Consider the following 12,678-nt stretch of genomic DNA (forward strand, 5'->3'; position numbering starts at 1 on the left):
AAAGCTTCGAGGTTAGCACCAAATAAGCGATAACGCGACCAAGGGTATGTGAAGAGTTCGAAAGCTTAGTGGAAAGCTTCGAGGTTAGCACCCGTACAGATCTTTGCAGACTCGCCCGGAACGATGATGGTGGTTCGAAAGCTTAGTGGAAAGCTTCGAGGTTAGCACCATAGAAAACATTGTTGCTGATGAGGATGAAACTTTTGGTTCGAAAGCTTAGTGGAAAGCTTCGAGGTTAGCACCATAACGATAATGGCGATACAATTCCACACCAGCTTGGTTCGAAAGCTTAGTGGAAAGCTTCGAGGTTAGCACGCGTCGGACGTAGCACTTCCGTTTGCCCATTTCTTTCCCGTTCGAAAGCTTAGTGGAAAGCTTCGAGGTTAGCACTCTGCATTTGTTAATTCTATTCTGTGCTCGATCTTGGTTCGAAAGCTTAGTGGAAAGTTTCGAGGTTAGCACTGGTCGAAGGTCGACGATCCGGCTAACAAACGACGTTCGAAAGCTCAGTAGAAAGCTTCAAGATTAGCACCACGGGGATGGATGAAGCCAGCACCAAACGGCCAGTCCATTCGAAAACTTTGAAACAAGCACGTGCATATCTAAATACATCTTGCGGCTCTTCGAATCCCCAGTAGAAAACTTCACGGTTCATCAGAACAAAAGCCAATTCATCTAGAAACAGTGGAATTGGCTTTTTCCTATTACCCCAAAATATGAAAATGATTTACAATAAATAAAAATCATGCCCAACTCTTTTCAAAATCAAACCGGGAGGCACCAGCCATGGCAATCCGCAGTATAAAACTAAAGCTCAAAACCCGCACAGGCCCGGAAGCCCAAAACCTCCGAAAAGGAATATGGCGAACGCATCGGCTGTTAAATGAAGGCGTCGCTTATTATATGAAAATGCTCTTGCTCTTTCGTCAGGAGAGCACTGGCGGACAGACAAAAAAAGAACTGCAAGAAGAGCTGGTTCGTCATATTCGCGAACAGCAACAAAAAAATCGTGCAGATAAAAATACGCAAGCGCTCCCGTTGGACAAGGCATTCGCAGCTTTGCGGCAACTATATGAACTGCTTGTTCCCTCCTCGATTGGGCAAAGTGGCGACGCCCAGATCATTAGCCGAAAATTCCTCAGCCCGCTAGTCGATCCGAACAGCGAAGGCGGCAAAGGTACCTCAAAGGCAGGCGCAAAGCCGACCTGGCAGAAGAAAAAAGAAGCCAACGACCCGACTTGGGAGCAGGATTATGAAAAGTGGAAAAAAAGACGCGAAGAAGATCCGACCGCTTCCGTGATTACCACCTTGGAAGAATACGGAATCAGGCCGATTTTTCCACTGTACACGAACACCGTAGCAGACATCGCATGGCTACCGCTTCAGTCCAATCAGTTTGTGCGCACTTGGGACAGGGACATGCTGCAACAGGCGATTGAAAGACTGCTCAGTTGGGAGAGCTGGAACAAGCGCGTTCAGGAGGAATATTCCAAGCTGCAAGAAAAAATGACCCAATTGAACGAGCAGTTGGAAGGTGGCCAGGAATGGATCAGCTTGCTGGAGCAATACGAAGAACAACGGGAGCAAGAGCTAATAGAAAACATGACCGCTGCCAATGACAAGTATCGGATTACCAAACGGCAAATGAAAGGTTGGAACGAACTGTACGAGCAATGGTCGACAGTTCTCCCCAATGCCAGTCACGAGCAATACAGAGAGGCGCTCAAACGTGTGCAGCAGCGGCTGAGGGGGCGATTTGGCGATGCCCATTTCTTTCAGTACCTGATGAAAGAGGAGCACCACCTGATCTGGAAAGGGAATCCGCAGCGCATCCATTATTTTGTTGCACGCAATGAGCTGAAGAAGCGTTTGGAAGAAGCCAAGCAGAACGCTACTATGACGTTGCCTGATGCCAGGAAGCATCCACTGTGGGTGCGATTCGACGCTCGCGGAGGAAATTTGCAAGATTATTATTTGACGGCGGAAGCAGACAACCCCAGAAGCAGGCGTTTTGTGACGTTTAGTCAACTGATCTGGCCAAACGAATCCGGATGGATGGAAAAGCAGGACGTCGAGGTCGAGCTGGCTTTGTCCAAGCAGTTTTACCAACAGGTGACGTTGCAGAAAAACGACAAAGGCAAGCAAGAAATCGAGTTTAAGGATAAGGGTTCAGGATCGACGTTTAGCGGACATTTGGGGGGAGCCAAGCTACAGCTGGAAAGAGGCGATTTAGAAAAGGAAGAAAAAGACTTCGAGGGTGGGGAGATTGGCAGTGTCTATCTCAACATTGTCATCGATTTCGAACCTTTGCAAGAAGTGAAAAATGGCCGTTTGCAGTCGCCATATGGACAAGTGTTGCAACTCGTTCGCCGTCCCAATGAGTTTCCAAAGGTCACTACTTACAAGTCAGAGGAGCTTGTTGAATGGATGAAGGCTTCGCAGAACCACTCGTCCGGGGTGGAATCGCTGGAATCCGGGTTCCGTGTGATGAGTATAGACCTTGGGCTGCGAACTGCTGCGGCGACTTCCATTTTTTCTGTAGAAGAGAGCAACGATGCAAATGCGGCTGGTTTTTCCTATTGGATTGAAGGAACCCCGCTCGTTGCTGTCCATAAGCGGAGCTATATGTTGAAACTGCCTGGTGAGCAGGTAGAAAAACAGGTGAGGGAAAAACGGGACGAGAGGCAGGATCAGCAGAGACGAGTGAGGTTTCAGATCAGAATATTGTCCCAAGTCATACGCATGGCGAAGAAACAGAACAGAGAACGAGCGGATGAGCTTGATCATTTGAGTCAAGCGCTTGAGAAGCAAAAGTCGCTGCTCGATCAAACAGACCGGACTTTTTGGAACGGAATCGTCTGCGACCTGACAGATGCTTTACGTGAGAAGGAAGGCGGCTGGGAGCAAGCGGTGGTACAAATACACCGCAAAGCAGAGGAGCATGTAGGAAAAGTCGTTCAGGCATGGCGCAAACGCTTTGATGCTGACGAGCGAAAAGGCATCGCAGGTCTGAGCATGTGGAGCATAGAAGAATTGGACAGTCTGCGCAAGCTGTTGATTTCTTGGAGCCGCAGGACGAGAAATCCGCAGGAAATCAACCGCTTTGAACAAGGACATACCAGCCACCAGCGCCTGTTGACGCATATCCAAAATGTAAAAGAGGATCGGTTGAAGCAGTTAAGTCACGCCATCGTCATGACTGCTTTGGGATATGTATACGACGAAAAGAAATTGGAGTGGTTCGCCAAGTATCCGGCTTGTCAGGTCATCCTGTTTGAAAACCTGAGCCAGTACCGTTCAAACATGGATCGTTCGACAAAAGAAAACTCCACCTTGATGAAATGGGCACACCGCAGCATCCCCAAATACGTTCATATGCAGGCAGAGCCATATGGGATTCAAGTTGGCGATGTCCGTGCGGAATATTCCTCTCGTTTTCACGCCAAGACAGGAACGCCGGGCATCCGCTGCAAAATGGTGAAAGGTCAAGAGCTACAGGGCAAACGCTTTGAGAACTTACAGAAGAGATTAGTCAGCGAACAGTTTTTGACGGAAGAGCAAGTGAAACAGCTAAGGCCCGGTGACATTGTCCCGGACGACAGTGGAGAATGGTTCATGACCTTGTCAGACGGAAGCGAAGGAAAAGAGGTTGTGTTTCTTCAGGCAGATATTAATGCGGCGCAGAATCTGCAAAAGCGTTTTTGGCAGCGTTATAATGAGCTGTTCAAGGTAAGCTGCCGTGTCCTTATCCGAGGTGAGGAAGAGTATCTCATTCCTAAGACCAAATCGGTGCAGGCGAAGCTGGGAAAAGGTCTTTTTGTGAAAAAAACGGATACAGTCATGAAAGACGTATACGTTTGGGATAGCCAGGCCAAGCTGAAAGGTAAAACAACCTTTACAGAAGAGTCTGAGTCGCCCGAACAACTGGAAGATTTCCAGGAAATCATCGAGGAAGCGGAAGAGGCGAAAGGCACATACCGTACATTGTTCCGCGATCCTAGCGGAGTCTTTTTCCCTGAATTTGTCTGGAGTACCCAGAAAGATTTTTGGAGTGAGGTAAAAAGGCGTCTGTACGGGAAATTGCGGGAGAGGTTTTTGATGAAGACTCGGTAAAGGTGTTCAAGGAGAGTGTGTGGCTTGTCCTGGATACCTGTACGCATGTTAAATGAAATTCAGTATTGTGAGCGACTTTACCATATCATGCATGTGCAAGGACTGTTTGAAGAAAGTGCAGACACGATCGAAGGAGCTGCACAGCACAGGCGTGCGGAGACAAATTTGCGCAAAAACAAAATGGCTCCCGAAGAGTTGTGGGGAGAGGCACCATCCAGTCTGAATCTAGGCGATCCGGTGCTCGGCATTACCGGAAAGCTGGATGCAGTATGCGTCGAACAAGGCAACCAGTGGATTCCTGTTGAAGGCAAGCACTCGTCGGCACCAGATGGCGGGCATACGTTCTCTGTAGGTGAATATGAATTGGATGGCTCTGCCTGGCCCAATGACCAGATTCAATTATGTGCCCAAGGCTTGTTGCTGCGCTCAAATGGCTATGAATCGGACTATGGCTATTTGTACTATCGTGGGAACAAAAAGAAAGTGCAGATTGAATTTTCCCAGGACTTGATCAGCGTTACCCGACGTTTTATTGAAAAGGCGCAAGCACTTAAAGATGCAGACATGCCGCCGCCCTTGCAAGATTCGAAAAAATGCTTCCGCTGCTCGCTAAACTACGTTTGCATGCCTGATGAGACGAATTACTTGACAGGGGTCAGTGCAAATATCAGAAAAATTGTTCCCAGTCGTCCAGACGGTGGAATGTTGTATGTTGCAGAGCCAGGGGCTACGTTGGGAAGGTCCGGCGAGTGTCTGACGATTACGTTAAAAGGGGAAAAGCTTGACGAAATCCCGAGCAAGGATTTGGTACACGTGAGCTTGATGGGAAACGTCCAGTGTTCCACGCAACTTCTACACACCTTAATGAATTGTGGCATCCATGTCAGTTATTTGACGACACATGGTACATTAGCTGGAATTACTTCTCCGCCGCTCACCAAAAATATTCGGACGAGGGTCAAACAGTTCGGTGCTTTTCAAGAGCCGCCAGTTGCACTTGCACTTACCAGGCGAGTGATCTACGCCAAGATTTCCAATCAACGAACCATGTTAAGGCGAAACGGCAGTCCGGAAAAATCAGTTTTAAAAGAATTGAAAGAGCTGCGGGAGCGGGTGCTTGGCGCCGAATCGCTTGACATGGCGAGAGGAATTGAAGGACGAGCGGCGCAGTTGTATATGCAGTCTTTTCCCACGATGCTTGCGGAGCCAATGGTTGATGGCATCGCCATGATGAATGGACGCAATCGGCGTCCGCCGAAAGACCCGGTTAACGCTCTTTTGTCGCTAGGCTATACATTGCTCTCAAGAGATGTCTATACGGCTTGTGTCAATGTAGGACTCGATCCGCTGTTTGGTTTTTTCCATGCAATGGAAGCGGGGAGGCCAGCTTTGGCGCTTGATCTGATGGAACCGTATCGGGCATTGATCGCTGATAGCGTAGCGATTCGCGCCTTGAATACAAAAGAACTCACTCCGGATGATTTTTACTGGGGAAAAGATAGCTGTTACTTGAAAAAGGGCGGTCGCCAGAAATATTTTTCCGCTTACGAAAGACGGCTAAATGAAGCAATGACACATCCACAGTTCGGTTACAAGTTAAGCTATCGGAGGATGCTTGAGCTGGAAGCAAGATTTTTGGCCAGATACCTTGATGGCGAGTTGGCTGAATATACGCCGCTCATGACGAGGTAAAAATGAGACATTTTGTACTGGTGAGCTACGATATTTCAGATCAGAAGCGATGGCGAAAGGTTTTCAAGTTGATGAAAGGACAGGGGGAACATGTGCAATATTCCGTGTTCTTATGTCAGTTGACAGAGATTCAGCAAGTCAAATTGAAGGTCAGTCTGGCTGAGCTGATTCATCATGCAGAAGATCAGGTCATGTTTGTAAAAATCGGCCCGGTGACCAAGGACCAATTGGATAAGCGAATTGCCACGGTCGGAAGAGAGTTCCTCCCGCGAGACTTAACTAAATTTATCTACTAGGAAAGTGGATGTGTGTTGTTGAGGCAAGGCGAAAACAGTACAATGATGATAGTCGACGGTTAGAGGCCGTATGTCGATTTGCTTTAATTTCGTGCGTGTGCATTGTCGTCCTGCATTACAGGGCGGCTACCACGAATAGTCACGAAGTTCCACTGAGTATGTGCGTTTGATTTTCGAGCATCCCCGCAGCTCAAAAATCACTGGAGATGCTCGAAATCCTTGTGAGAGTAAGCTTTTTTGAACGATTGTGCATTGGAAATGAGTGCATAGACGGGGAAAGGGATACTGAAATTCCTGGCGCTCGAAAAAGCCCTGCTCAAGCCTTGTTGTTGTAGGTTTCGGCAAGGAAGGAGTTCGAAAGCTTAGTGGAAAGCTTCGGGATTAGCACGCTATCACTCCTTTTGCCATAAGGTACACCAGTGCTGTTCGAAAGCTTAGTGGAAAGCTTCGGGATTAGCACGCACATTGCGACGAATCGGAAACACCTACTGCTGCAGTTCGAAAGCTTAGTGGAAAGCTTCGGGATTAGCACTTTTTAGATAAAAAGTATCTTTTATCAAGTTAACAGCGTTCGAAAGCTTAGTGGAAAGCTTCGGGATTAGCACGGGTCAAAAGCGCGTGGGTCAAGCATGACTCTGATCGTTCGAAAGCTTAGTGGAAAGCTTCGGGATTAGCACCGATCGATCGACCGTTAACACTGAAAGCCAAGTTTGGTTCGAAAGCTTAGTGGAAAGCTTCGGGATTAGCACTCGAGCCATGAGCATCCGCTACACTAAACCAGTCGGGTTCGAAAGCTTAGTGGAAAGCTTCGGGATTAGCACTAAGAAAGACCCGCGCGGACAACTGAAATCCGCACTGGGTTCGAAAGCTTAGTGGAAAGCTTCGGGATTAGCACTGGGCAGGTGATGACCACATGACAGTGAGAGCATAGTTCGAAAGCTTAGTGGAAAGCTTCGGGATTAGCACAGACTGTTCTTTGTCTACAGCTAGCTTGAACGCTGGCACCGTTCGAAAGCTTAGTGGAAAGCTTCGGGATTAGCACTTGGCGGTGGCGGTACAATAGCACTTGCTACTCAGTTCGAAAGCTTAGTGGAAAGCTTCGGGATTAGCACTTGGCAAGTTACGACCATCGTATCTTTCGCGAAGAAGGTTCGAAAGCTTAGTGGAAAGCTTCGGGATTAGCACTTACAAACGGTAAAAAAACACAAAATCCTACTCGAGTTCGAAAGCTTAGTGGAAAGCTTCGGGATTAGCACAGCGAAACTGCTATCAATCGTAACGCCAATGGTGAAGGTTCGAAAGCTTCGGGATTAGCACTGTAGAGCAGGTCAAATGTAGACGACCAAGCACCTGCGTTCGAAAGCCTAGTGGAAAGCTTCAAAATCAGCACAATATCACCGTTCCATTGACGTTATACTCGTTTTTGCCTGTCGAAAACTCAGTAAAAAATTCAATCCCCGCATAACAAACAATGCCCCTACTCAACGTTAGGGGCATCTTTCTGTTCTTCAAGCCTACGGCAAAACTCCGAAGTCTCCAGCACCACCACTATCCCCGCTTAACACTAGCCTTTTCCCTCTCCTCCATCATATCGGCAATATCCTCTAGTTGCCCCATCACAGAAATCGGATCAGAGAAATAGAAGCGGTAACCGTCAATTTCGTACAGATGGTTTTGTTTGACGGCATCCAAGGTGTTCCAGATTGGATCATTCGCGTAATCAAATGACTCGGCTTTGGCATCGACAGCCATGAAAATATAATCGCTGGCGTATTTTCCAATGACTTCGCTGGAAATTTGCAGCCAGCCTACTTTCGGGTCGATGTCGCGTTTTACATTTTCGTTCATTGGCAGACCCAACTCGCCATGGATTGTTCGTCCGGTAAAGGCGTTGCCGTAAAGGATAAGCGTTTTGACAGCGCCGCCGTCAAAAACAGTAACGGTCTTGTCTTTTCCTACAATGTGGTCAATACGTTTCTTGGTTGATTCGACTTGTTTGTCCAAGTCTTGCACCAATGAGTCCGCTTTGGCTTCTTTGTTCAGCATAATGCCCAACTGCTTCAGCTCGTCGCGGAGATCGGAGGCTTTGGGGAACATGATCGTCGGTGCAATTTTGGAATAAGCTTCATACTTCTTGGCATCCCCCGTTATGATGAGATCCGGTTTCAGCTCCGGGATTGCCTCCAGACTGTCGCCGACATCTACTATGCCTGCAATTTGATCCGCCAAATACGGGTTTTTCATAAAGATGCCGTTTGACCCGACAGGTTTAATATCTAGCGCGAGCAAATATCCCATGTAGAAATCCGTTACGACCCGCTCCGGATGGGCTGGGATTTCCACATCGCCCATCGATGTGGAGACGATGCGGGTTGCAGGCTTGGTATCGTTCTCTGCTGTTGCAGCGGGTTGTGAAGCTGCCGTTGCGCTGCCGCCTTTGTTGCCAGTTGCCGACTCGGTCGGATTGCTGCCGCATGCGCCGAGCAGCAGACCAAATGCTAACAATAAGCTGGCGGGCACCATCATTTTGTTTATAAACATGTGACTTGACCCTCCGTCGTTATTTTGATAATAATTATCATTATCAAAATAACATGTCCCATCTGGAGCAACAATGTGATTTCTTCCTGCTGCGGATGTAAGATGTTCATTTGCAGCAAGCTGTTTGCGCAGCAGGCTGGGAGGCAAGCCGAAATGTTTTTTGAAGGCATGGCTGAAATAGTACACATCCTGATAACCGACTGCCATAGCAACCGTCTTTAGCGATATAGCGGTTTCTGCCAGCAGTTTGCGAGCTTTTTCCATGCGCAAGCGGATCAGGCAATCAATCGGACCGCGGTTCAATACTTGCTTGAAGCGATTGGACAAATGCCCCTGGCTGCAATTCAACGCGGAAGCCAACGATTCGAGCGTCAATGGCTCGGCGTAATGGTCCAGCATGTATTCGAGAGCTTCTGTCACCAGTTCGACCGGGCTCGTCGTCCGGGGCGCAGGCGATTGTGAGTGGTATTGCTTCACGACCTGATAAATCCATTGATAAAATTGCGCTTTTAGTTGAAACTGTGCCATCGCATGCTGTTGGCGCGACAAGTCATGCATCTGTTCCAAGATGTCATACAACAGAGTCGGCTGGGCAGGAGTGAAGGAATAGGGCATGTGGAATGAATGCTCAAGAGAATGCATAGGCGTTTCGAATTTGGCAGGAGCAGCACGGCTAACACTAGCTTCGTACAGCACCAGGCTGAAGTCCAGGCCATCTTTGCCAGCGTTCAGTTCAACCCAGCTTTTGGCGGCTGCATGAAACACCTGCATGCCATGTACGGAGTAAATCTGGTTGTCGAAAAGCATTAGGGCGCTTCCCATGCTTGTGCAGAGAAAGCCGTTTGAGGGAAAAGAGAATGAAAAGGCTTTGGCGCCTGCCGCCAGTGTATGCCTTTGGATCGAAACCATTTGAATATCGGCATGTTGCCATAGCTGAATATGTTCATCCTGGTGCAAATCAAGAGGCAAGGGTTGTCACCTCATTTATAAACGGATTTATTGCGTGCCCATTATACAATTAGTTGGTTTCGCGGCGCAAAGAGAAATTGGGACGCGTCCTTTGAAAAGGTTGAGGGAAGCTAGTAGCGGTCGGCACATCGGATCAGAGCAGGAGCGAGGGCGACAAAAAACAGCGGAGCACACGCAATCCCCCTTTTTCGGTTTGGCCCTGCACGTAGCGGCATCAACCGGGACAGGTGCATCAGCAAGGGCACATTCAGGCAAATTCGCGAGAGGCATGAAGCTGTTGTTGGCTTTTATGTGAAGCTGCTGTTCGCTCTTTGTGAACTTTTTGCCATGGAATTGTCATCGCTTCTTAACGAAATATGACCCGATTGGGGCATTTCGGAGCAGTTCCGACAGGAGTAGGATTAAGAAAAAGCGGAGTGTGGTGAAACTAACATGACAGAGATGATTACAGTATTGATTGCAGACCACAACCGGGAGGCAAGAGAGCAGTTGCGGCGACTGCTTCAGTTGGATAGCGGGTTTCAGGTCGTGGCTGAAACCGATACGGCTGCGGAAGCGGCAGTGCTGGCCAACAAGTTTGCGCCAAAAGCAGTGCTGATTGATTTGAACTTGCAGGATCAGGATGAATGGCAGACGATTGCGCGAATCAAGGAACAAAATCCTGGCAGCAAAGTTATCGTCCAGTCCGATTCGACGGATGTGCAATGCTTTTTTGAAGCGTTGAAATACGGTGCCCAAGGGTACTTGCTGAAGACGTTGCATCCCGCATCGCGGCACGAATATTTGCGCTCTGTGCTGATAGATGATGCGCCGATGCCGCGTGAGCTGGGTTATCATATTTTGCAGGAATTTATGGCAGACAAGCCGTGCCACTTCAACCGCCCTGGCTTGAACCCGACGGAGATGGCGCTGCTCGGCTGCCTGTGCAAAGGGTATAAAAACAGTGAGATTGCGGAAGAGTTGCTGCTTTCCGAGAACGAGGTCAGGAAGCAGTTCAAGGAGCTTTTGTTCAAGCTGCGGTTGAAAAATCGGACGCAGCTTGTTCGGTATGCTTACGAAAGAGGACTCTTTACGCCAAGCCTCCGACCGGGGAGACGAAAAAAGCAGGGGGCGAAGGAGTAGCGCCTGTAGCAGCGAGTGGGAGATCAGTTCTCAGCGAAAAGAAAAAACACCGCTGGAAACGAGCGGTGCCGTGTCTAGAAACAAGCAGTTCCATGTCCAGTAGTAACAAAGCGACAGCATGTTAAAACCAAGCCGTGCAATAACCGAGATAGCCCGACATCCGCTCGCTTCCGCAGCTGCGCAAGTGTTTTTACCCGTGCGCTGGCGCTCGCAGCTTGTTTTTCCAATAAACAAACAGCGCAAAGGCAGCGCAGAGCACGACAGCGGCGAACATGTACGGGAAGTTGATGTTCCAGTCGAACAAAATGCCACCGACTGCGGGACCAACAATAATTCCGAGGCTTGTATAGGTGGAGTTCATCCCGGCGACAAAGCCCTGGTCCTCGTCGGCCATCTTCGAAAGCAGCGTGGTTACAGCAGGGCGCAGCAAGTCGCAGGCAAAAAACACGATGCTGCTGACGACCATGATTCCCCAATAGCTGTTGATGAAGACCGTCGCAAAAATAAACAGCGCGGCTGTCACGAGCGTCGTTTGAATCATGTTTTTCTCGCCAAACTTGTCCACCAGCTTCTCAAAGAAAGCGATCTGGGCAACTACGCCGAAAACGGAGCCGACGGTAATGATGACGGCGATATCTTTGGCAGTGAAGCCGAATTTGGCATCAACAAACAGGCTGAACATCATCTCGTATGCGGCAAGGCCGAAAGAGAGCACAAACACAATCAACAGGGGCACAAAATAGATCGAGCGGAACGATTTTTTGATCTCACCGATGAAGCTGACGCTCACTTTTTGCGCTTTATTTTTTGCCATTTGTTCTTTCGTCAGCGACTCTTCCAGGACAAACAGCGAGATAACGGCGGCGATACCAGCAAATCCGGCTGCGAAAAAGAATGGAGCGCGTATCCCAAGCTCTGCGATGAATCCGCCCAGTCCGGGACCGATGATGAAACCGCCGCTGATGGCGGCAGCCTGATAGCCCAGCACGCGAGCGCGGTCTTCCAGCGAAGTGCGATCGGCAATGTAAGAGATGACAGCTGGCATAATGAAAGCGTCGCTGATTCCGCCTAAAACTCGCGACAAAAACAAAATCCAGACCTGGTTGCCCAATCCGAACATAAGCTCCGAGAATGCGAACAAGAACAGGCCGAAGACAATCATTTTCTTTCTGCCAAACGTATCGACCCAGACGCCCGTAATCGGCGAGGCGAGAAGCTGGGCGAAGGCAAAGGCGGAAATCAAGTAGCCCACGACTTCTCCGCTCAGGTTCAACTCATGGGCAAAGGACGGCATGACCGGAACGACCAGGCCAATTCCGACGTACGCAATAAATAAATTAAACAAGACTAAACCTAAAGACCAGTTTTGGTTGTTGTTCCTTTTCATGGTTTTCCCCACTAACTCTCCAATGAATTTACAATCCGCTCACAGCCGCGGCTGCTTGCTTTTACCGGCTTTCTGTATCTGCTGATTCTTTTATGGCCCGGTTGACCTTTTTGATCGTTTCCAGCATTTGTTCGAGCACGCTCATGTCGATTTGGGAAAAGTATTGTTTCACAAACGCTTCGTCTGCTTCATCCATCAACTCCGCGTATTTTTGCCCCGCTTCTCCCAGCAGGATAAACGACTCCCGGCGATCTTCCGGATTGCTTTCCCGCCTGATAAACGTCCTGGATTCCAGATGAGACAACACTTGGCTGACTGCGCTTTTCGTAATGGAAAAAAAGGCGGCGATCTCGTTGACGGTCACCCGTTCATTGCGAATGATGTACTGCAACAAGTTTTCCTGCTGAAGCGTCAACTGAAACTCATCCAGCTTTTTCGCGACTTTATTGTAGTACATGTAATATTCGTAAAAGGCATCGTTCAACTCATGGACGATTTTTCGATATTCGGCAAGCATGGATTTCCTCCTCGTGAACAATAGTATTTGCGCGAAGTCCG

General features: G+C 48.7%; 7 protein-coding genes and 2 CRISPR repeat arrays. Of the genes, 4 read left to right on the plus strand and 3 right to left on the minus strand.

Annotated features, from left to right (window positions below; genetic code table 11):
• Positions 1-55: 55 nt before the first annotated feature.
• A CRISPR array of direct repeats spans positions 56-532; the repeat unit is 36 nt; unit sequence GTTCGAAAGCTTAGTGGAAAGCTTCGAGGTTAGCAC.
• Positions 533-786: 254 nt separating this feature from the next.
• From cas12b to EDM60_RS03405, 3 genes are all read left to right on the plus strand, one after another.
• Complete coding sequence (cas12b, locus tag EDM60_RS03395) at positions 787-4,113, plus strand: type V CRISPR-associated protein Cas12b (RefSeq protein WP_122962681.1); 3,327 nt, start codon at positions 787-789, stop codon at positions 4,111-4,113.
• Positions 4,114-4,158: 45 nt separating this feature from the next.
• A complete protein-coding gene (gene cas4g/cas1g / locus EDM60_RS03400) occupies positions 4,159-5,805 on the plus strand; it encodes a CRISPR-associated endonuclease Cas4g/Cas1g (protein ID WP_122962682.1) in 1,647 nt (548 codons plus the stop codon).
• 71 nt (positions 5,806-5,876) lie between these two features.
• Positions 5,877-6,101: a CRISPR-associated endonuclease Cas2 gene (locus EDM60_RS03405; protein WP_233454212.1), complete on the plus strand. Its 225-nt coding sequence runs from the start codon at positions 5,877-5,879 to the stop codon at positions 6,099-6,101.
• A gap of 352 nt (positions 6,102-6,453) precedes the next feature.
• Positions 6,454-7,357: a CRISPR direct-repeat array (repeat unit 36 nt; unit sequence GTTCGAAAGCTTAGTGGAAAGCTTCGGGATTAGCAC).
• 292 nt (positions 7,358-7,649) lie between these two features.
• Here the strand turns inward: EDM60_RS03405 and EDM60_RS03410 are convergent.
• Positions 7,650-9,611: an AraC family transcriptional regulator gene (locus tag EDM60_RS03410; RefSeq protein ID WP_122962684.1), complete on the minus strand. Its 1,962-nt coding sequence runs from the start codon at positions 9,609-9,611 to the stop codon at positions 7,650-7,652.
• A 432-nt stretch (positions 9,612-10,043) separates the two neighbouring features.
• Between EDM60_RS03410 and EDM60_RS03415 the strand changes: the two genes are divergently transcribed.
• Complete coding sequence (locus EDM60_RS03415; protein WP_122962685.1) at positions 10,044-10,733, plus strand: response regulator; 690 nt, start codon at positions 10,044-10,046, stop codon at positions 10,731-10,733.
• Between the two features lie 190 nt (positions 10,734-10,923).
• Here the strand turns inward: EDM60_RS03415 and EDM60_RS03420 are convergent, their stop codons facing one another.
• On the minus strand, positions 10,924-12,120 hold the full coding sequence (locus EDM60_RS03420; RefSeq protein WP_122962686.1) for an MFS transporter: 1,197 nt from the start codon (positions 12,118-12,120) through the stop codon (positions 10,924-10,926).
• Between the two features lie 61 nt (positions 12,121-12,181).
• Entirely contained in the window at positions 12,182-12,637 is a 456-nt protein-coding gene (locus EDM60_RS03425) for a MarR family winged helix-turn-helix transcriptional regulator (protein WP_122962687.1), read from the minus strand.
• Positions 12,638-12,678: the final 41 nt, after the last annotated feature.

The organism is Brevibacillus parabrevis (assembly GCF_003710905.1).
In the GTDB taxonomy this organism is placed as follows: domain Bacteria; phylum Bacillota; class Bacilli; order Brevibacillales; family Brevibacillaceae; genus Brevibacillus; species Brevibacillus parabrevis.